Origin of the sequence: Embleya sp. NBC_00888 (assembly GCF_045207655.1) — a bacterium.
Classification (GTDB): Bacteria; Actinomycetota; Actinomycetes; order Streptomycetales; family Streptomycetaceae; genus Embleya.
Genome location: NZ_CP108784.1, coordinates 3,096,329 through 3,116,403 on the forward strand (window position 1 = coordinate 3,096,329; position 20,075 = coordinate 3,116,403).

The following is a 20,075-nucleotide window of genomic DNA, read 5'->3' on the forward strand; positions in this document are numbered from 1 at the left end:
GCTCAGGCGTCCCTTCCGTTGCGATGGCCGGCTCCCCCGGTGTCGGCGCCCTTGAGGAGCACCCGGGCCTCGCCGACGGTGACCACGGAGCCGGTGATCAGCACGCCCGCGCCGCCGAGGTCGCCCTCCTCCTCGGCCAGCGTGACGGCGGCCTCGATCGCGTCCGGCAGGGCCGGCTGCACGTCGACCCGGTCCGCGCCGAACACCTCGACCGCGAGCGCGGCGAGTTCGTCGACCGGCATCGCGCGTGGTTGCGAGTTCTGCGTCACCACGACCTCGGCGAGCACCGGTTCGAGCGCCTCCAGCACGCCTCGCACGTCCTTGTCGCCCATCACGCCGACCACGCCGACCAGATGCCGGAAGTCGAACGAGTCGGTCATCGCCTGCGCGACGGCCCGGGCGCCGGCGGGGTTGTGCGCGGCGTCGATCAGCACGGTGGGGCTGCGCCGGACGATCTCGAGTCGGCCCGGCGAGGTGACCGACGCGAACGCCTCGCGGACCAGGTCCGCGTTCAGCGCGCCACCGCTGGTGAGCCCGGGTCGATCGGCCACCCCGACACCCATGAACGCCTCCACCGCGGCCAGCGCGACCGCCGCGTTGTGCGCCTGATGGCTGCCGTGCAGCGGCAGGAAGACGTCCTCGTACTCCCCCGCCAGGCCGCGCAGGGTGAGCAACTGGCCGCCGACCGCGAGGTCGCGCCGGACCACGCCGAACTCCATGCCCTCACGGGCCACCGTCGCGTCCACCTCGACCGCGCGTCGGATCAGTGCCTCGGCCGCGTCCACCGGTTGTTGCGCCAGCACGACCAGGCTGTCCTTCTTGATGATCCCGGCCTTCTCCACCGCGATCTCGCCGGGCGTGACACCGAGCCGGGCGACGTGGTCCAGCGCGATCGGGGTGACCACGGCGACCGTGCCGTCCACCACGTTGGTCGCGTCCCAGGTGCCGCCCATGCCGACCTCGACCACCGCGACGTCCACCGGCGCGTCGGCGAACGCGGCGTACGCCATCGCGGTGATCACCTCGAAGAAGGACAGTCGGTACGGCTGCGCGGCGTCCACGATGTCGATGTAGGGCAGGATGTCGCGGTAGGTCTCCACGAACCGCTCGGCGCTGATCGGCTCGCCGTCCAGGCTGATCCGCTCGGTCATCGACTCGACGTGCGGGCTGGTGAAGCGGCCGGTGCGCAGTTGGAACGCGCGCAGCAGCGCCTCGATCATCCGAGCCGTGCTGGTCTTGCCGTTGGTGCCGGTGATGTGGATGACCGGGTACGCCCGCTGGGGTTCGCCGAGCACGTCCATCAGCGCGACCACGCGGTCGGTGGACGGGTCGAGCTTGGTCTCGGGCCAGCGCCCGATCAGCTCGGCCTCCACGGCGCGCTGTGCGGCCGCTGCCTCGGCGGGGTCTGTCACTGGTGTCACCGGTTCCGATCGAGTTCTTCGGGGGTTCGGGTCCGAGCCGGGGGTGGCGGCTCGCCGATCGTCCGCGCGGCCCGGGCGGGTGTGCCCGGGCCGCGCGGCCGGTCGGATCAGGCGGTGGGCAGCCGGTCGAGCTGGCCCTTGATGCGTTCGATGTCGGCTTCGGCTCCGGTCAGCTTGTCCCGGACCTTGTCCACCACGTCGGCGGCGGCCTTGGCCAGGAAGCCGGCGTTGCCGAGCTTCTTGGTGTTCACGTCGCGGACCTTCTCCGCCTCGGCCAGGTCCTTGGTCAGCCGCTTGCGCTCGGCGGCGAAGTCGATCGCGCCGGACAGGTCCAGCTCGATCACCGCGCCCGCGACCGGGAAGGACGTGGTCGCCGCGAAGCCCTCGCCGGCCGGTGTGCAGCGGGCGAGTTGCCGCAGCGCCGCCTCGTGCGCGGCGATCGCGGTGCCCGCGAGCGAGATGTTGGCCGGCACCCGCTGGCCGGGCTTGAGGCCCTGGTCCGAGCGGAACCGGCGAACCTCGGTGATCACCTGCCGGAGCGTGGTGATCTCGGCCTCGGCGGCCGGGTCGGCGAACCCGCTCGGGGTGGGCCACTCGGCGGGCACGAGCGACTCGCCGCCGGTGAGCGTGGTCCACAACTCCTCGGTCACGAACGGCACGATCGGGTGCAGCAGCCGCAGCGTCACGTCCAGGACATGGCCCAGGACGCGCCGGGTGGCCTGCGCGGCGGCCTCGTCCTCGCCGTTGAGCGGCAGCTTGGCCAGCTCGACGTACCAGTCGAAGACCTCGTCCCAGGCGAAGTGGAAGAGCGTGTCCGAGAGCTTCGCGAACTGGTAGTCCTCGTAGTACGCGTCCACCTCGGCCACGACCGCGTCCAGCCGGGACAGGATCCAGCGGTCGGCCGCCGCGAGCTGTTCGGCGGCCGGCATCGGGCCCTCGACGGTCGCGCCGTTCATCAGCGCGAACCGGGTCGCGTTCCAGATCTTGTTGCAGAAGTTGCGCGAGCCCTGGACCCAGTCCTCGCCGATCGGCACGTCCGTGCCGGGGTTGGCGCCGCGGGCCAGGGTGAAGCGCAGCGCGTCGGTGCCGTACGCGTCCATCCAGTCGATCGGGTCGACCACGTTGCCGAACGACTTGGACATCTTCTTGCCGAACTGGTCGCGGACCAGGCCGGTGAGCGCGATGGTGTGGAAGGGCGCCTGCCCGTCCATCGCGTACAGGCCGAACATCATCATCCGGGCGACCCAGAAGAAGATGATGTCGTGCCCGGTGAGCAGCACGTCGGTCGGATAGAACTTGGCCAGGTCGGCGGTCTGCTCGGGCCAGCCCAGCGTGGAGAACGGCCACAGCGCGGAGGAGAACCACGTGTCGAGCACGTCGGTGTCCTGCGTCCAGCCCTCGCCGGTGGGCGCCTCGTCATTCGGGCCCACGCAGACCGTTTCGCCGTTCGGGCCGTACCAGACCGGGATCCGGTGGCCCCACCACAACTGGCGCGAGATGCACCAGTCGTGCATGTTGTCGACCCAGCCGAAGTAGCGCCCGGCCAGCTCCTGCGGGTGGATGGTCACCCGGCCGTCGCGCACCGCGTCGCCGGCGGCCTTGGCCAGCGGCTCGACCCTGACCCACCACTGCATGGACAGGCGCGGCTCGACGGTGGTCTTGCAGCGCGAGCAATGCCCGACCGCGTGCGTGTACGGGCGCTTCTCGGCGACGATCCGACCCTGCTCGCGCAGCGCGGCCACGATCGCGAAGCGCGCCTCGTAGCGGTCCAGGCCCTCGAACGGGCCGTGCACGGTGACGATCGCCCGCTCGTTCATGATCGAGGGCATCGGCAGGTTGTGCCGGCGGCCGATCTCGAAGTCGTTCGGGTCGTGCGCCGGGGTCACCTTGACCGCGCCGGTGCCGAACTCGGGGTCCACGTGCTCGTCGGCCACGATCGGGATCCGCCGCCCGGTGAGCGGCAGTTCGATCTCGGTGCCGACCAGGTGCGCGTACCGCTCGTCGCCGGGGTGCACCGCGACGGCGGTGTCGCCGAGCATGGTCTCGGCGCGCGTGGTGGCCACCACGATCGCGGCGTCGCCGTCGCCGTAGCGGATCGAGACCAGCTCGCCCTCGTCGTCCTGGTGCTCGACCTCGATGTCGGAGATCGCGGTCAAGCAGCGCGGACACCAGTTGATGATGCGCTCGGCGCGGTAGATCAACTTGTCGTCGTAGAGCCGCTTGAAGATGGTCTGCACGGCCTGGGACAGGCCCTCGTCCATGGTGAAGCGCTCCCGCGACCAGTCGACGCCGTCGCCGAGGCGACGCATCTGGCCGAGGATCTTCCCGCCGTACTCTTCCTTCCACTGCCAGACCCGGTCCACGAACTCCTCGCGGCCCAGGTCGTGCCGGGACTTGCCCTCTTTGGCCAGCTCGCGCTCGACCACGTTCTGGGTGGCGATGCCGGCGTGGTCCATGCCGGGCAGCCACAACGCCTCGAAGCCCTGCATGCGCTTGCGGCGGGTGAGCGCGTCCATCAGCGTGTGCTGGAACGCGTGGCCCAGGTGCAGTTGTCCGGTGACGTTCGGCGGCGGGATGACGATCGTGTACGGGGGCTTGTCACTCTTCGCGTCGGCCTCGAACCAACCCGCGGCTACCCAGCGCTCGTACAGCTTCCCCTCTACCTCGGCGGGGGTGTACTGGGAGGGAAGGGCCTGCGGCTGCTCGGTGGCAGCGGCTGCGGGAATGGTGTTCTCGGTCACCGCCCCAGTCTACGGAAGGCGCGCGGGCGCCTTCGACGCGGCGGCGGTGGGGCGGCGGCATGGCGGTGACGCGGCGGGCGGGCGGCGGCGGTGCGACGGCGGGGTGGTGGTGACGCGGCCGTCGAGGAGGCGGGCTCGGAGGCGGGCTCGGGGGTCGGTTTCGCGCCGGAGGCGTCCCGCCCTTGTCACCGTGCTGTCACCGCGACCCCGCCGGTCGCCGGGCACCGCTAGCTTGCGCCGTGGGCGGTATCCGGTTTCGACGATGGGGGCATCGGTCGGAGCGTCGGGAGCCGGCCCGACAACCGTGAATTCGTGAATCCGGGGGGATTTCGTGCGCACTCGCACCTCGACATTGCTCACCACCATCACCGCCGTCACCGTCTCGGTGCTCGGGGCATCCGTGCTGACGGGTTGTCAGGCCAAGGACGACAAGGCCGACAAGAGCGGCCCGGCGGTCGCCACGCCGGACCGGCCGGCCGACGCCGGGGCGACCGCGACCTCGGCCGTGACGCGGCCGGCGGAGCTGCCGAGCGGCAAGGCCCAGCCGACCGCGCCCTCGACATCGGTCCCGTCCGGCCGGCCGTCGACGCCGGCCGGTGTGCGCGGGCTCCAGCCCGCCGCCCGCGCGGGCGGCCTGGCTCGGCTGACCGACGGGCCCACCGACGTTCCGGTCGACCCGGGCGAGGTGCGCGACCGCGTCAACAACGTGGTGGTCGCGGCGTACGGCGCGACCGGGGCCGGCCCGCGTGCGGTGCTGTTCGTGGGCGTGGACGGGATGACCGGGGTCGAGGGCAAGCGGTTGGAGCACATGCTGCGCGGCATGGTCGAGTACGTGAACGGCAGCGGCGGCAGCGTCCCGGACGGGGTCACGATGAAGTCCTACGACGCCGGTCCGCTGGGCGGCACGCTGGAGTGCATGCCCGGTTCGGCCGCGGGGCCCGCGGCGATCTGCGGGTGGGCGGACCGGTACACGACGGCCGTGGCCTACTTCGACCAGGCGTCGGCGGATCAGGCCGCGGCGAAGTTCAAGGCGATGCGCGCGGATCTGGAGAAGTAGCGGCGGGGCGGCCTCGGACGCGCCGGCGGGGCCGCGGCGGAACGCGCGTTCGTGCGTCGCCTCGCGGCCCTACCGTCGTTGTACCGGGTACCGATGACGTACGGCCGAGCCACGAGGTGGTGGGGGCAATGAGCGACGGGTACGGCGGCCGGCAGGAGTCCGGGACGAGTGGCGCGGGGTACCCGAGCGGCCCACCGACGGGCGCTCCGCCGCCGAGCGACCGCTCCCGGGACCGGGCCGCGCTGCTCGTGGGCGTCCTGGGCAGCGTGGCGGTGGTCGTGGCCGCGGTGGTGGTCGTCGTACTGCTGCTCGACTCGGGCGGCAGCGGCGGCGGTCCGAGTCGGCCGCGTGGCCTGCCGACCGCGCCGGCCGGCGTACGGATCGCCGGACCGCTCGTGATGCCGGCCACGATCGAGGCCCGAGGCCCGGTCCCACACCGGGAGTTGCCCGGCACGGTCGGCGAACTCGACGCGACGATCGGGCGGACCTTCACGGACGTCCGGACCGAGGTCTTCGGCGGCGGCCGGATCGGCGAGACGGTGCTGCTGACGCTGGCGACCAGGCGGGACACGGCGCCGGCGGCGTACGTCCGGGACTTCGTGCCGGCGGTGTCGCTGACCGAGGACCCGCCTGTACCCGGCCCGCCGGGGTTGCTCCGCTGCTGGAGCAACCCCACCACGGCGATGTGTCTGTGGGGCGACGAGCACGATCTCGTCCACGTCAGCGACGGTGCCGGTGTCGCACACGCTCGGCTGGTGATCGCGAACGTGTACGCGGGCACCGCCCGATAACCGTCCTGGGTGCCTTCGGCCGCCGTCCCGGGCGCTTTCCGGCTGCCCTCGGCTTCCGTTCGGCTGCGCCGGTCAAAGGGTTCGGCTCAGGCGCTCTTGTCGCGCCGCTCGCGCTTGACCACGTCGCGCGGCACGAGCGTGGGATTGACGTGCTTGAGCACCACCTGGTCGGTGACCACGACGCGGGCCACGTCCTTGCGGGACGGGACCTCGTACATCACCGACTGGAGCACCTCTTCGAGGATCGCCCGCAGGCCGCGCGCACCGGTGCCGCGCATGATCGCCTGGTCGGCGATCGCCTCCAGCGCCTCCATCTCGAAGTCCAGCTCGACCCCGTCGAGTTCGAACAGCCGGCGATACTGCTTCACCAGCGCGTTCTTGGGCTCGGTCAGGATCTGGATGAGCGCCTCGCGGTCCAGGTTGTGCACCGAGGTGAGCACCGGGAGCCGGCCGATGAACTCCGGGATCATGCCGAACTTGAGCAGGTCCTCGGGCATCACGTCGGCGAACGAGTCGGCGCTCTCCACATCGCGCTTGGAGCGGATCTGCGCGCCGAAGCCGATGCCCTTGCGGCCGACCCGGCCCTCGATGATCTTCTCCAGGCCGGCGAACGCGCCGCCCACGATGAACAGCACGTTCGTCGTGTCGATCTGGATGAACTCCTGGTGCGGGTGCTTGCGCCCGCCCTGCGGCGGCACACTCGCGGTGGTGCCCTCGATGATCTTCAGCAACGCCTGCTGCACGCCCTCACCGGACACGTCGCGGGTGATCGACGGGTTCTCGCTCTTGCGAGCGATCTTGTCGACCTCGTCGATGTAGATGATCCCGGTCTCGGCCTTCTTGACGTCGTAGTCGGCCGCCTGGATCAGCTTCAGCAGGATGTTCTCGACATCCTCGCCGACATAGCCCGCCTCGGTGAGCGCGGTCGCGTCGGCGATGGCGAACGGCACGTTGAGCATCCGGGCCAGGGTCTGGGCCAGCAGCGTCTTGCCACAGCCGGTCGGCCCGAGCAGCAGGATGTTCGACTTGGCCAGTTCGACGCCGTCGTCCCGGGAGGCCTTGGCGGACTCACCCGCCTGGACCCGCTTGTAGTGGTTGTACACCGCCACCGAGAGCGCCTTCTTGGCGACTTCCTGCCCGACCACGTAGCCGTCGAGGAACTCGTAGATCTCCCGCGGCTTGGGGAGCTCCTCGAACTTCAACTCGGAGGACTCGGAGAGCTCCTCCTCGATGATCTCGTTGCACAGGTCGATGCACTCGTCACAGATGTAGACACCCGGACCGGCAATGAGCTTCTTCACCTGCTTCTGGCTCTTTCCGCAGAACGAGCACTTGAGCAGGTCGCCACCGTCACCGATGCGTGCCACGAGGTGCATCTCCTTCGCCTGGGCCCCGGATGTCCCGGACCTGGTGCCTGGTCTTTCGACGGTACCCCGCCGGAATCTCCGATCCCCCGGTTTTGACCATCAACCGGTCACCGTTGTCCGGTCGGCGGCAAGCCGCCGACCGGGCGGGGACACTAGCCGACGACCTTCCGAGGTGCGGTGATCTCGTCGATGAGGCCGTACGCAAGCGCCTCTTCGGCCGTCAGAATCTTGTCGCGCTCGATGTCGTCGCGAACCTGCTCGATCGGCCTCGTGCTGTGCTGCGCGAGCATCGTTTCCAGCATGGTGCGCATGCGCTGGATCTCACGAGCCTGGATCTCCAGGTCGCTGACTTGCGCGCGCCCTGTTTCACTGTACGGCTGGTGGATGAGGATGCGGGAGTTCGGCAGCGCCATTCGCTTGCCCGGAGTTCCCGCGGCGAGCAGAACTGCGGCGGCGGAGGCCGCCTGGCCCATGCACACCGTCTGGATGTCGGGGCGCACGAACTGCATCGTGTCGTAGATGGCGGTAAGCGCCGTGAAGGAACCGCCGGGCGAGTTGATGTAGATCGAGATGTCCCGATCGGGGTCCATCGACTCGAGCGTCAGGAGCTGCGCCATCACGTCGTTCGCGGAGGCGTCGTCGACCTGGACACCCAGGAAGATGATCCGCTCCTCGAACAGCTTGGTGTACGGGTCCTGCTCGCGGAAACCCTGCGACGTGCGCTCGATGAAACGCGGCAGGACGTAACGGCTCTCGGCGCTGCGCGAGGCCAACGGTGCCAGGCCCTCGGGCCGGTGGAACAGATTGTCATTCATGGAAATCTCAGCCCTCCGGGACTGCGGACTCGACTCAGTGGCTGGGCGACCGGAGGCCGACTCATGCTGTTTCCCAGCCGGGTTCGGCCGGTGTGGATCAGCTGTCGGTCAGCCGGGTTCAGCTGTGTACAGCCGCCGGTATCAGCTCGTGCTGCCGGTGTTGGGAACCTCGGCCGCACTGCGAACCACGTGGTCCACCAGGCCGTATTCCTTGGCCTCCTCGGCGGAGAACCAGCGGTCGCGGTCCGAGTCGTGCTCGATCTTCTCGGGGGTCTGCCCGGAATGGTGCGCGATCAGGCGAGTCATCTTGCGCTTGGTGCGCAGGAGCTGCTCGGCCTGGATCTTGATGTCCGACGCCGAGCCACCGAGACCGGCGGACGGCTGGTGCATCAGGATCTCGGAGTTGGCCAGCGCGATGCGCTTGCCGGGGGCCCCCGCGGTCAACAGGAACTGGCCCATGGAGGCGGCCAGGCCCATCGCGACGGTCGCGACATCGTTGCTGATCCACTGCATCGTGTCGTAGATCGCCATGCCGGCGGTGATGGAGCCACCGGGCGAGTTGACGTAGAGCCAGATGTCCTTTTCCGGGTCCTCTGCGTTCAGCAACAGGAGCTGGGCGGAGATCGCGTTGGCGATCTGGTCCTCGACCACCGAGCCGAGGAAGATGATCCGCTCGCGCAGCAACCGGTTGTAGACCTGGTCGTCGAGCCCCATCCCACCCGGCTGAGATGCACGCGAAGTGGGCACCGCGAGCCCCGGAGTCACGATCTGCGGATTCGTCACGTATCCACCTGCTCGTTTCCGACGGCAATCCCGAGCCGTCACGAAGTCGACCTTGGGAGGCACCTGCGTTCGTGGCGGGTGACCCCCTTCGTACAGCGACCCTAACGCGCGGATCGTCGCAGGCCATCCCAGACTCAGGACTGTTCGCCCAGAGCGCAGCAAGGCGGCATCCGGGCGGTATCGGGGTAGTCGCGCGCGGATCGAGCGAGGCCGGGACAACCTTCCGGTGTCGGTCCCGCGGCCCCCGAGTCCCGCGTCGGCTCCGGCCCGACCGCGCCGACTGCCCGCCGCACCCCCGGTCCGGTCCCGCGGCCCCGGCCCCCCTCAAGCCCCACGTCGGCCCTTGGCTCGACCCGCCCCGACCCGACTCACGCCCGCCGACGCGCCCCGCACACCCACCACCCCGTTTCGCCGCGCCCCGTTTCGCCGCACGCGCGCATCGGGTCGGCGGCGAGCGGAACTCGGGGTGGCGAAACCGGGACAGGGGAACGCGGCGGGTAACCGGCGGGGGCCTCCGGCGCCGTGGGCCCGTGTCCGCGGAGCTCGGAGTTGTGAAACCTGAGCCGGGGCCGGGACCGGGGCTCGGCGGTTGGCCGGCACGAGGCCCTCCCACGCCGTGGACCCATGTCCTCCGCGGCGCGGGGGGCAAGCGGGTCGGCGGCGAGGGCGGGAACGGCTCCACGGGCCACCGGTCGGACGAACCCGATACCGGACACCGAGTCGACTCGCGCAGAGGCTCCTCGGGGCCGTCGAAGGCGTCTTCGAGGTCGCCGGCGAGCAGCCGACGTGCGCGCACCATACGAATGGGCGCGACACGTATCGCGAGCCCGACTCCGTTCGTGGTTCCCCGCGCGAACGCATCTCCACCACCGCCGCCAGAGCGCGCACCTGCCGCACGCGCCGAGCGGACCCGGTCTCCGTAACCACGGCTGCGCGGCCCCGGGTCCACACCGACCGTGCGACCGCCGTGCGACCGGCTCCAGGCGTACTCCGGGCGCGCGAGCCCTCCCGCTCCCCAGCCCGAACCCACCCGCGCGCTCCGCGCCCGAAACGCACTTCGGGCCCGGTCTCCGCCGAAGCGGGGACCGGGCCCGAAGCGTCGGGTCCTACTCCTACACGTACTACGTCCTACACGTACTGCGTGCGCCGTGGGTCACCCCGGCCGGCCATCGCGAGTCGCGCGGGCGTCGCGAGGGTGTCGCGCGGGTGTGGATCAGGCCTCGGCCTTCTCCTCCGAGGCCGCGTCCGACGCGGGAGCGGCCTCTTCGGTCTCCGCGTGGTCGTGGCCCTCGTGGTTGTCCGCGTCGTCCGCGTGCAGGTCGACTCCGAGGCTGACCTCGTTGCCGGACGCGTCCTTGGCCTTGGCGCCCTTGGCGATGACCTCGAGGGCCTTGCCGCGAGCGACCTCGCCGACCAGGACCGGCACGTAGCCGGACTGCATGACCTGCTGCGCGAACTGGTCCGGGCTCATGCCGGACTGCTGCGCCCGCTGGATGAGGTGCTGGGTCAGCTCTTCCTGGTTGACGGAGAGCTGCTCCTTCTTCACCACCTCGTCGAGCACGAACTGGGCGCGCATGCCCTTGCGGACGCTGTCCTGGAGCTCGGTCTCGTACTCCTCGGCGGTCTGGCCCTGGATCTCCAGCCACTTGCCCAGGTCCATGCCCATCATGCCGAGCTGCTGCTCGAGCTGACCGCGACGCTGCTCGATCTCCTCGGTGACGATGCTCTCCGGCAGCGGCACCTCGATCTGCTCGAGCAGGGCTTCCAGAACCTTGTCCCGACCCTCGTTCTGCTGGTCGTGCAGCTTCTGGTGGTCGAGCTTCTCGCGCAGGTCCGCCTTCAGCTCGTCCAGCGTGTCGAACTCGCTGGCGAGCTGCGCGAAGTCGTCGTCGAGCTCGGGGAGCTCCTTGGCCTTGACGGTGGTCACCTGGACCGAGACCTCGGCGGTCTCGCCGGCGGCGCTGCCACCCTGGAGCTCGGTCTCGAAGGTCTTGGTCTCGCCGGCCGACGCGCCGATGACGGCGGCGTCGAGGCCGTCCAGCATCGTGTCGCCGCCGATCTGGTACGACATCGCCTTCGCGACGCCGTCCTCCAGCACCTCGCCGTTGACCTTGGCCTCGATGTCGATGACGACCGTGTCGCCCTCGGCCGCGGCCCGCTCGACGGTGTTCAGCGCACCGAAGCGGTCACGCAGCTCTTCGATCTTCTCGGCGACGTCCTCGTCGGTGACGGTGATGTCATCGACCTCGACCTCGATGCCGGAGTAGTCCGGCAGCTCGATCTCGGGACGGGTGTCGACCTCTGCGGTGAACTTCAGATCGGCACCGCCGGCCAGCTCGGTCACGTCGGTGACCTCGGTGACCTCGGGCTGGCCCAGGACGCGCAGCTCGTTCTCCTCGACGGCCTTGCCGTACGAGGAGGAGAGGATCTCATCGAACGCCTCGACGAAAACGGCCTCGCGGCCGAAGCGCTGGTCGATGATGCGAGCCGGGATCTTGCCCTTGCGGAAGCCCGGGACCGTCACCTGCTTGCCGATCTTCTTGTACGCCGCGTCGAGGCTGGGCTTCAGCTCCTCGGAGGGAACCTCGACGGTGAGCCGAACCCGGGTCGGGTTCAGCGTCTCGACGGCGCTCTTCACGGTAAGGGTCTCCTTGCTGCGGGCTGTTCTTCCGGGCCTGTGCATCTTGCCTGACGGCACACTGAAGGTTCAGAACCGGCGTACCGATCCATCCTGCAGCGAATCCATGATGTGGTGGTCGGGGCGGGGAGACTCGAACTCCCGATCTCCTGCTCCCAAAGCAGGCGCGCTAGCCACTACGCTACGCCCCGTGGCGCCCGATGAAGTCTAGAGGACGACACGCTAGAGTCTGCACTGGCCGCGCACCAATCCGCTAACCTAGGCGCCACGTGCACGCCACACCAGCTGCGGGTGTAGCTCAATGGTAGAGCCCTAGCCTTCCAAGCTAGTGGTGCGAGTTCGATCCTCGTCACCCGCTCCAAAGGTAAAGGCCCAGGTCAGAGGTTGTTTCTCTGATCTGGGCCTTTGTCGTGCCCGGGCTCTTTCGAGGGGCGCGCACCAGATGCGCACCAGATGGTCCCGGCGGTCTAGTCCCGGTCGGATCGCTCCGAGGCCGGTTTCTTGGCTCGATTCTTTGCCGTCTTCCGAACGGGCTTGGGGGCGACGACCGGCTTCCGCGCCGCCTGGATCTTGGCACTGACGGCCGCAGCGATCTCTTTGTCACGTTCTGCGGTCGCGTGCTGGTAGATGAGCGCCGCACGGGTCGAGGAGTGTCCCATCCGTGCCATCAGCTCACGCAGGCTTGCCCCGGTAGAGGCCGCAAGTGTGTTCCCAGTGTGCCGAAGGTCATGAAAATGGACATCTTTGGTTCCGGCTTTGCGAAGGGCCCGCTTCCAGATGCGGTTGAAGTTGTTCCGGCGGATCGCGCCGCCGCGTGGGCCGAGGAACAAGAGCGCGTCCGGCTCCTTGCCCGTGTACTCGTCCAGGTGAATCTTGATCTCCGGAAGGATCGTCTCCGGGATGGTGACGCTGCGCCTGCTCGCCGTGCTCTTGGGGTCCTTCTCGTACAAAGTCCCCTTGTTGGTCTGGCCACCGACCCGGCGGACGTGGATCAGCCCGTTGTCGAGGTCGACGGAGTTCCGGCGGAGGCCGGCCAGCTCACCGAGGCGGAATCCGAGAAACGTCGCGATCAGGACCATGGCGCGGTAGCGAGGGTCGATCGCTTCCGAAACGCGGAAGACCTCATCCAGGGTCAGCGTCGGTCGTTCGGGTGAGTGCTCGTCGCCGCCGCCCTTGATCCGGCACGGGTTGCGCTTGATCACACCGTCGTCGGCCGCGGTGTACAAAATCGCGCGCAGGAGTCGGTACGACTTGGCCACGGTGACTTGGCCGACGCCGCTCTTGAGCAGGCCGGAGCGCCAGGCCCGGACGTTCGGCTCCTTGATGGCGCGGAGTTCCTTGCCATCGAAGGTCGGGCCGATGTGGAGCCGGAGCAGGATTTCGTACAGCTCGCGCGTGCTCACCGCGAGCTTGGGGTGATCGGCCACCCACTGCTTCGCGTACGGGCCGAAGAGCACCTTGCCTGCGTCGGGATCGATCCAGTTCTCACGCGTGATGTCCGCTTCGACCTGCGACAGCCAGATCTCGGCGTCCGTCTTGGTCTCGAAGGTCTGGGGCGATCGGTGTTCGGTGCCTTCGGGGCCGAGGTAGCTCGCGGTCCATCGACCCGAACGGTATTGGCGGACAGCGCCGAACCGGCGACGGCTCCCCTTGTTGTTCGGCATTACGCGGCCCTCCCCCACGGCTGAGCGGATCGGGGCAGGAGGGGTTGAACGGTGCCGGCACCGATGAGCGCGTCAACGGCGTCGACCGGCACGCGGACGTGACGACCGAGACGGACGAAGGTGATGCGCCGCTCGGAGATCAGTCGCCGGACGTATCGCTCTTTGACGTTCAGACGCTCGGCGGCTTGGGGGACGGTCAGGAGCTTGCGCGGCTTGGGTGCCTTGTCGGTCATGCGGCCCTCCCCCGGGCAGTTGCCGAATTGTCGAGCGGTCCGTCTGCGCGGGCTTTCGCCTCGTCCATGGCGGTGCGCCAGCGGACGCGTTCGGCGACGGCGCGGAGGAGTCGATGGGAGAGCGGTGCGACGTCCGGGTCATCACGGCCGACCGGTTGCCACATGAAGCGGTTGGGGTCGGGGACGTCGGCGGGTTGGCCGATGAGGTCGAGGACCCAGGCGCGACGCTCGGTCTTGTGGTCGGCCATGGTCTTGCCGGACCACTTGCGCGAGACGAGGACCCGCCGGCCGCCGTAGCCGAGGTGGGTGCGGCGGTGGGCCTTCGCCTTGCAGCAGCCGGGGCGCAGGCCCGCGCGGGCGTTCTTCGGCTGGACCCCGTAGAGCAGCCAGTTGGCGCAGGTGGGCGAGCAGGGCTCGTAGCGGAGGGCTTCCACGAGTCGGTCTACGTGTGCGTTCTGGGCGCCGCTCTGGGCTTCGTGGGACTCGTGTGCGGACTTGTTGAGGTACTTGGTCAGGTAGCCGATGCAGCGACGTGCGTCCGGCGAGCCGACCAGGACGCCTTTCGCGTCGACCTGAGTCCCGAACCGGGCGACGTGGATGGGTTCGGCGTCGTCGGCCAGGTCGTCCAACGCCTCGTCCCAGGTGGGCAGTTCGGCGCCGTCGGACGGGTCGAGGTACGTGCCGGCTTCCGAGTCCCAGACCGGCGGAAGGTCGGTCGAGTAGACCGGCTCGTCGCACGCTGGCCACCACACTTGGTGGTAGGTGGCTGCCGCGACCTGGCGGAGTTCGGCCCGGGAGACCGTGCCCCGGATCGCCAGGTGGATATGCGGTGCCAGCCGCCGCTGGTACTCCACCGCGGCGAAGTACTGCACGTCGAAGCCGACCAGGCGCCGCAAGTTCTGCACGAACCGATCGACCAGCTTCGAGAAGTGCAGCGCATCCCGAGCCGCCGCCCGGTAGTCGTAAGCCGACGCATCGACCGGCGTCCCGTCGCGGCGTACACGCCCGTACGAGGGCAGCGTGAGCGTCACGAACAACGACGGCCGGAACACCTTGCCATCAGGCGCGGTATACGCCTTCCCAACCGTCCGCGCGTCGACCTCACGCCGGGGCAGATCAGGAGCATCCTGCCGCCGCCGCGTGGACCGCACCCGCCGCGTGACCGGGTCAGGGTCGATGTTCCCGCGCACCCCGGAGTCGGCCAACTCCTCGTCCACAGCCGCCAGGTCTTCCCCGAGTTCGTCCCGCTCCCCGCCACGCGCCAGGTCGTGCTTCTCCGTCCAGTCCGCCCGAAGCTCTGCCAGCAACCGCTGTTCGTCGGTCGGCTCGTCCGCCTCCTGCACCGGCTCCTCGGTCAGGTGCCACCCCTCCCGACACTGCGCCATCCGCAACCGCCGCTTCCGCTCCGCACAGGTCGGACACACGCTCGCCAGCGTCGCCCCGCATGGGATGTCGACCACGGTCGTCTCACCGGTCATGACATCCGTGCGCCGCAGGGCGATCGGCCGGACACAGACCCCGTGTTCTTGAGCCACAGCCCGCACTACCTCACGTGCCAGCGGCATCCGCGCACGTTCCGCCCGGGTAGTCATCGATCACCCGCCGGAGGCAACGGACCGTACCTTCGGTCGAGTTCAGCCATGAGGGCGTCGTCACTCCGCCGCGTCTGGCTGACCAGATCTGCACGCACGCGATAGAGCACCGCCGTGGCCGTGTCGATGCCCTGGATAGCGGCGTTTGCGGCCTCACGTCGTCCCCCCGAGGTGGGACCGTCCGTCTCGCCAGTCCAGACGGCCACCGCCCTCCCCGCAAGTGCCAGCAGGTTGTACACCGCGGCCATGCGCTCGCTCATGCTCGGCTCAGCCATGGCACGACCCCTCACCGGTCGATTCATCGCTCAGACGTGCCCGCGACCACACGGTGATCGAGGCGCCCGCGATGCTGCCCACCGCCTGGTATTGCACGTACGACGCGCCCGAGGTGGTCACTTGGGCCGACGTCGTCACGCCCTTGGCGATTTCTCCGGCCCACATCCCAACGGCTGCCGCAGCGAACGCCGAGTCGGTGTCGTCGAACACGCGCGCCGTCAGGTTCCACTCGTCAGTCTCCGCGCTCCACACCGTGTGGACGGAGATCAGGTCGGGCAGCGCCGGACGGGCTTCGATCAGCGCGGCCAGGCCCGCGAGCACGTCCCCGAGGTTGGTCAGGATCGGGATGGATGTCATGCCGCCGCCGCCAAGCCGCCGCGTCGGCCGTAGTCGTGGACCATCGCGTCGATCGCGTCATCGGAGACGAACGCCGCTCGAACGCGGACCGGTTCCGGCTGTGTCTCGTGCTTGACGTAGCCGACACCCGCGCCGATCTCGGGTTGCGGCGAGATCAGGTCCGCCGCGGCGCCACGCTCCCTGGCACCGTTGCCAAGGACCATGTCCACCTGGTTCGGCTCGTCCAGCCGGAGGGCGATCCGGTCCGGGAACAGGTTGCGGATGTTCATGACCTCTTTGCGCGGATCCTGCAACGCCCCGATGACGCAGAACCCGACGGACCGTCCCTGTGAGGTGAGCGTGGCTATCGCCGCGTCCGCGCGCTTTCGTAGGTCGCGGTCCGGTTGATACGCCGTCAGGAACGCCAGCTCATCGACGATCAGCACGACAAACGGGCAGGCAGAAGAGGGTTCGTGCTTGCGAACCTTGCCCGCGAACGTCTGGGCCCGCGTATTCATCTCGCCCGCGGCGTCTTCCAGGAGTTCGACCATGGCCGCCGGCTCACAGGCGTAGCGGTGGAAGAGCGACCGGCCGTAGGACAACTCCATGCGCTTCGGGTCGCACGCCCAGAGTTGCACGATGCCCGAGCGTGCAGCCGGCAGGAGCGCGCGGATGACGCCCCAAAGCACCGACCCCTTGCCCGCGCCGGTTACCCCGGCCACCAGGACGTGCGTTCCGTGAAGTCGCAGCCGCCACGGCGACCCGTCGTCACACCGCCCGATCTCCGCAGACGTGAACTCCGGTGTCCACGGGTCCTCGCGCTCCTCCGCCGGCCGCCCGAACCGGATGGACGCCAGCCCGGCAGCGCGTTTGGCCATGTCACCCAGTCCGGGCAGCGGAGGAGCCTCGAAGGATTCGGCCAGCGGGTCCGTGAACCAGGCCCGCAGTACGACGACGCCCCGAGCAGGCGAGGACGCTTCGACCCGGAAGACCTTCCAGGTGTGCGCGATCCCTTCGACGTGGTCACCGAGGTTCTTCGGGATCTGCCCCGGCAGGAGGGACACGACGACGTCGAAGCCCAGTTGGTGACGGCGGATGCGCAGGATCTTCGGATACCGGTACTCGAAGGTCTCGTCGATCCGCGACACCGGTTCCTGTTGCCATAGGCCGAGCGCCTTGGACAACGCGGGCCAGCCCCTTCGGACTCGCGCCGCGAAGGAGAACAGCCACCACCAAATGCCGGCCACCGCCGACGTCAGGTAGATGGAGACGACCAGGTACGAGGCAGTCAGGCCGGCTTTCGCGCGCACCGCCTCATAGACGACGTACAGGGCCACGAGCAGTAAGGCACCCAGCCTCACCCAGGGCCGGTTGAAGACATGCATGATGGGAGACACCCCTTCGAAGATCATCAGGTCGTTCGGATGGGGGCGGCCCCGGTGCGTGAGACCCGCCAAAGTCAGTTCGCACCGGGGCCGCGTCGTACTCCGTGCACGACGAGCCGTCAGGCCGCCGTCTTGATCGCGCTCTTCAGCGGTCCACCCGGCGCTCGCAGGCCGGAGGCGCGGTAGGAGAACGCCACGCGGTTGTTGGACTGGTTGACGTACGCCGTCACCGTCAGGCCCTCGAACTCCACCGGCCGGAACGGCAGTCCGGGCAGCGCGTCCGGAAGGACCGGTTCGGCGTCCGAGGCGACCTTGACCTTCACGGTCGCCTCGTTCGCGTCCGGGTCACCGTCGACCACGGAGACCGCCCAGACCGGCAGCCCGGTCGTCTTGTCGCGCGCCTGAACCTTCACGCCGCCCTTGGACGCCTCGAAGTCGGCCATCGGAACCACCGACTTCGCGAACGCCCCGAACGGGAACACCGCCGCGAAGGACACCGGGATCGCACCCTTGATTGCCACGAACACACCCCTTGTCCAGTTGACTTATCAAGCACTATCGAAGTTAGACATGACAGGTTGACTTGTCAAGTTGCTTTGCGGAGGAAACCCGCCGCCCACAGCGGGATCCTCAGTGAACCGAGTAGACGTCTTCCAGCTCGTGCCGGTCACCGGCCAACACCACGTCCGCGACGTACCAGGCCCGACCGGTCGAGTCGTGGCCGATCACCAGCAGACCGAGCACCGGCTCCCCCGCCGGCAGCTCCAGCAGTTCGGCTTCCTGGTCGCCGGCGCGCCGCGCGCAGATACGCTCGGTGATGTGGTCGATCCGGACCTTGCCGCGGCTCTCGAGATGAGCCCTCAGCCCGCCGGGCAGTGGCTGATCCGAGGCGAGGTCCGTGCGCTCCGCGAGTTCCAGTGGGAAGTAGGACGAGACCAGGTCCGAGGGTCCGTCCTCATCGCGCACCAGCCACCGCCGAAGAAGGGCCTTGGCGCCGGGAGGCAGGCCCAGCGCGGAGGCGGCCCGTCGAGGAAGGTCGACCGTCGTGACCGCGATCAACTCGCCGGAGCCGGAGTCCTCATCGCGCTCCATGACCTCCAGGCCGCGGCGAGCAGGCGTCGCGCGAGACGACTCGGGCCGCCCTCGGACGAAGGTGCCCCGACCTTGCTGCGACTCGATCCAGCCGTCCTGCCGCAGGATCTGGAGCGCCCGCACCACGGTGGGCCGCGACATCCCGAACGCCTGCACGAGCTGGTGTTCGCTCGGCAGGAGCGAGCCGGCCGGATAGGTGCCGTCTTCGATGCGCGACTGAAGCGTCTGCACCAGGCGCACGTACTTCGGTGGAGCCACCTCATACGCCATGCTGCACCCGGTTCTCACTTGACCTGTCAAACGGTTGACCCGTCTACATTCGCAGCAGATGTAGCCACTTTCAAGCTCATCCATGCAGCTCAGTCGATCAAGCAGGCCACGCGTCACTGGCGGAACCGGCTGGTCAGGCCAAGCGAACGGTGAACCACACGATGGTCCCGCCATCTCGGCCGCGCTCGCTTCCGCAGTGCTCGGAGAGCATGCCGACGAGGAAGAGACCTCGTCCGTCGCAGTCCTCCGGTCCGGGCGCGCACGAGAAGGGAATTCCACGCCCGGGGTCGTGCACTTCGATCCGCAACACGTCCCCGTCGAGCCAGCACAGCACGTTGATCAGCCACTCGTACGCGACCTTGACGTGCTCAACCGCGTTGGTGACCAGCTCCGAAAGCATCAACACGCAATCGGCGGAGTCGAATTCGGGGTAGAGCATGTCCAGCAGCGTCGACATCTGGGAACGGCCGACGGCGACGGCTTCCGCAACCGGACGAAGCACGATCCCACCCAAGAGTCGGGCTGTCGGGCTTGGTGCGATGGGACTGATGGGGATGGACATCGTCACGTGCGCTCCTTACCGCTGCCATCACAGTCGAGGCAGCGCCGCTTCTGAGTGACTCTCTTTCGGCCGTTCGAGACGCTCAGCGCCGCACTCGCCCGACCACCCACGTGCTTCCAGCCGCGACCGCGGCAGCGCGGGCACTTCCGAGACGGCGAGTCCCCCGACTTCCCTGACGAGCCCATCCCGCCGCCCCCTCTCCTCAAGTGGCCTTAGCCACTTACTGGATAGTGGCATTGGCCACTTCGGAGCGCAAGCGGTTCTGCACAGATCGTCTTCCGGCGTGCTATCAGCCCAGCGGGTACTCACGCTCGAAGGCCCATCGACCCTGCGGGTAGACCGCTTCCGCGAACTCCAACGGCCGATCGGCGTCGTCGTACACCGTGTGCCGAACGACCATCACCGCCGCTGGTTCGCTCATCCCCAGCTCAGCGGCCTCGTCACCGTGTGCAAGTCGTGCGCAGACCCTGTCTTCGCCGTATCGGCCGTGCCGTCCGGTCACGTCCTCGACATAGGCAAGAGTGCCTTGCCGGATGCGCTCCGGGATCAGCAACAGCGGCGCGACCTCGACAAGCGACGGAGCGAACCATGACGTCGAGACTTCGACCGGCCCACCCTCGTTGTTCGTCACCCGCCGGCGGTGGATCGCTTGCGTCGTTCCGGCCGGAAGCCCGAGACCGCGTACGACGTAGTCAGGGGCATCGACCAGGCCGGTCGACTTGATCACCGCGTACTCGCCGGGCCCATAGATCTTGCCCAACTGACGGGCACGTCCGTACCGTTCGCGGGCCCGTCGGTGGATCTGGACTTCCTGAACGTACGTACCAGAGCCCTGCCGCTTCTCGACCAGGCCCTGTTGCCGAAGCGCGTCGAGTGCTCGGGCCGCGGTCGGCCGAGAGACGCCCCATTGCGTCACCAAGGCTCGCTCGGAAGACACCTCATCGCCGGGGCGAAGGTCGCCGCGCAGGATCTGATCCCGCAGGAAGTTGGCGATCTGAAGGTACTTCGGCAAGCTCTCCTCGATCTCGGGCACTGCTCCTCCTAAAGTGGCT

18 protein-coding genes and 2 tRNA genes are annotated in these 20,075 nt (G+C 68.9%); 3 read left to right on the forward strand and 17 right to left on the reverse strand.

Annotated features, from left to right (window positions below):
- Positions 1-2: 2 nt before the first annotated feature.
- The gene (locus tag OG948_RS12495; RefSeq protein ID WP_406300244.1) at positions 3-1,532 is read right to left on the reverse strand and encodes a bifunctional folylpolyglutamate synthase/dihydrofolate synthase; all 1,530 of its coding nucleotides are present in this window, start codon (positions 1,530-1,532) and stop codon (positions 3-5) included.
- On the reverse strand, positions 1,529-4,162 hold the full coding sequence (locus OG948_RS12500) for a valine--tRNA ligase (protein ID WP_406296226.1): 2,634 nt from the start codon (positions 4,160-4,162) through the stop codon (positions 1,529-1,531). Before OG948_RS12500 ends, OG948_RS12495 begins: the two co-directional genes overlap by 4 nt.
- A gap of 331 nt (positions 4,163-4,493) precedes the next feature.
- Between OG948_RS12500 and OG948_RS12505 the strand changes: the two genes are divergently transcribed.
- Together OG948_RS12505 and OG948_RS12510 are read left to right on the forward strand one after the other, a co-directional pair.
- A complete protein-coding gene (locus OG948_RS12505) occupies positions 4,494-5,219 on the forward strand; it encodes a hypothetical protein (RefSeq protein ID WP_406296228.1) in 726 nt (241 codons plus the stop codon).
- A gap of 128 nt (positions 5,220-5,347) precedes the next feature.
- Complete coding sequence (locus OG948_RS12510; protein ID WP_406296230.1) at positions 5,348-6,010, forward strand: hypothetical protein; 663 nt, start codon at positions 5,348-5,350, stop codon at positions 6,008-6,010.
- Between the two features lie 86 nt (positions 6,011-6,096).
- Here the strand turns inward: OG948_RS12510 and clpX are convergent, their stop codons facing one another.
- From clpX to OG948_RS12535, 5 genes are all read right to left on the reverse strand, one after another.
- Complete coding sequence (gene clpX / locus OG948_RS12515) at positions 6,097-7,377, reverse strand: ATP-dependent Clp protease ATP-binding subunit ClpX (protein WP_360304477.1); 1,281 nt, start codon at positions 7,375-7,377, stop codon at positions 6,097-6,099.
- Positions 7,378-7,529: 152 nt separating this feature from the next.
- Positions 7,530-8,192: an ATP-dependent Clp protease proteolytic subunit gene (locus OG948_RS12520; protein WP_395862922.1), complete on the reverse strand. Its 663-nt coding sequence runs from the start codon at positions 8,190-8,192 to the stop codon at positions 7,530-7,532.
- A 141-nt stretch (positions 8,193-8,333) separates the two neighbouring features.
- A complete protein-coding gene (locus OG948_RS12525; RefSeq protein ID WP_371863129.1) occupies positions 8,334-8,975 on the reverse strand; it encodes an ATP-dependent Clp protease proteolytic subunit in 642 nt (213 codons plus the stop codon).
- A 1,213-nt stretch (positions 8,976-10,188) separates the two neighbouring features.
- Positions 10,189-11,613: a trigger factor gene (tig, locus tag OG948_RS12530; protein WP_406296233.1), complete on the reverse strand. Its 1,425-nt coding sequence runs from the start codon at positions 11,611-11,613 to the stop codon at positions 10,189-10,191.
- Between the two features lie 115 nt (positions 11,614-11,728).
- A tRNA-Pro gene (locus tag OG948_RS12535) sits at positions 11,729-11,804 on the reverse strand.
- Between the two features lie 96 nt (positions 11,805-11,900).
- On the opposite strand from OG948_RS12535, the gene OG948_RS12540 reads away from it, so the two are divergent.
- Positions 11,901-11,974: transfer RNA gene (locus OG948_RS12540), tRNA-Gly, on the forward strand.
- Between the two features lie 106 nt (positions 11,975-12,080).
- Here OG948_RS12540 and OG948_RS12545 read toward each other — a convergent pair.
- From OG948_RS12545 to OG948_RS12590, 10 genes are all read right to left on the reverse strand, one after another.
- Positions 12,081-13,277 (reverse strand): tyrosine-type recombinase/integrase, encoded by a 1,197-nt coding sequence (locus OG948_RS12545; RefSeq protein ID WP_406296234.1) that lies wholly within the window; start codon positions 13,275-13,277, stop codon positions 12,081-12,083.
- Positions 13,277-13,510, reverse strand: a complete 234-nt coding sequence (locus OG948_RS12550; protein ID WP_406296236.1) for a helix-turn-helix domain-containing protein — start codon at positions 13,508-13,510, stop codon at positions 13,277-13,279. The genes OG948_RS12545 and OG948_RS12550 overlap by 1 nt, the downstream gene beginning before the upstream one ends.
- A complete protein-coding gene (locus OG948_RS12555) occupies positions 13,507-15,102 on the reverse strand; it encodes a replication initiator (RefSeq protein WP_406296238.1) in 1,596 nt (531 codons plus the stop codon). Before OG948_RS12555 ends, OG948_RS12550 begins: the two co-directional genes overlap by 4 nt.
- Complete coding sequence (locus OG948_RS12560; protein WP_406296239.1) at positions 15,099-15,377, reverse strand: hypothetical protein; 279 nt, start codon at positions 15,375-15,377, stop codon at positions 15,099-15,101. The genes OG948_RS12555 and OG948_RS12560 overlap by 4 nt, the downstream gene beginning before the upstream one ends.
- Positions 15,370-15,699, reverse strand: a complete 330-nt coding sequence (locus tag OG948_RS12565) for a hypothetical protein (RefSeq protein ID WP_406296241.1) — start codon at positions 15,697-15,699, stop codon at positions 15,370-15,372. The genes OG948_RS12560 and OG948_RS12565 overlap by 8 nt, the downstream gene beginning before the upstream one ends.
- A 32-nt stretch (positions 15,700-15,731) precedes the next feature.
- Positions 15,732-17,099, reverse strand: a complete 1,368-nt coding sequence (locus OG948_RS12570) for an FtsK/SpoIIIE domain-containing protein (RefSeq protein WP_406296242.1) — start codon at positions 17,097-17,099, stop codon at positions 15,732-15,734.
- Positions 17,100-17,218: 119 nt separating this feature from the next.
- A complete protein-coding gene (locus OG948_RS12575) occupies positions 17,219-17,620 on the reverse strand; it encodes a plasmid replication, integration and excision activator (RefSeq protein ID WP_406296244.1) in 402 nt (133 codons plus the stop codon).
- A gap of 109 nt (positions 17,621-17,729) precedes the next feature.
- A complete protein-coding gene (locus tag OG948_RS12580) occupies positions 17,730-18,461 on the reverse strand; it encodes a GntR family transcriptional regulator (protein WP_406296246.1) in 732 nt (243 codons plus the stop codon).
- Between the two features lie 133 nt (positions 18,462-18,594).
- On the reverse strand, positions 18,595-18,963 hold the full coding sequence (locus tag OG948_RS12585; protein WP_406296248.1) for an ATP-binding protein: 369 nt from the start codon (positions 18,961-18,963) through the stop codon (positions 18,595-18,597).
- 349 nt (positions 18,964-19,312) lie between these two features.
- Positions 19,313-20,056: a GntR family transcriptional regulator gene (locus OG948_RS12590; RefSeq protein WP_406296250.1), complete on the reverse strand. Its 744-nt coding sequence runs from the start codon at positions 20,054-20,056 to the stop codon at positions 19,313-19,315.
- Between the last annotated feature and the right edge of the window lie 19 nt (positions 20,057-20,075).

What these genes read in the sequence shown, in the direction of transcription:
- OG948_RS12510 (WP_406296230.1), top strand. Translation starts at nt 5,348, where the DNA reads ATGAGCGACGGGTACGGCGGCCGGCAGGAGTCCGGGACGAGTGGCGCG.
- OG948_RS12520 (WP_395862922.1), bottom strand. Translation starts at nt 8,192, where the DNA reads ATGAATGACAATCTGTTCCACCGGCCCGAGGGCCTGGCACCGTTGGCC.
- OG948_RS12545 (WP_406296234.1), bottom strand. Translation starts at nt 13,277, where the DNA reads ATGCCGAACAACAAGGGGAGCCGTCGCCGGTTCGGCGCTGTCCGCCAA.
- OG948_RS12550 (WP_406296236.1), bottom strand. Translation starts at nt 13,510, where the DNA reads ATGACCGACAAGGCACCCAAGCCGCGCAAGCTCCTGACCGTCCCCCAA.
- OG948_RS12555 (WP_406296238.1), bottom strand. Translation starts at nt 15,102, where the DNA reads ATGACTACCCGGGCGGAACGTGCGCGGATGCCGCTGGCACGTGAGGTA.
- OG948_RS12560 (WP_406296239.1), bottom strand. Translation starts at nt 15,377, where the DNA reads ATGGCTGAGCCGAGCATGAGCGAGCGCATGGCCGCGGTGTACAACCTG.
- OG948_RS12570 (WP_406296242.1), bottom strand. Translation starts at nt 17,099, where the DNA reads ATGCATGTCTTCAACCGGCCCTGGGTGAGGCTGGGTGCCTTACTGCTC.
- OG948_RS12580 (WP_406296246.1), bottom strand. Translation starts at nt 18,461, where the DNA reads ATGGCGTATGAGGTGGCTCCACCGAAGTACGTGCGCCTGGTGCAGACG.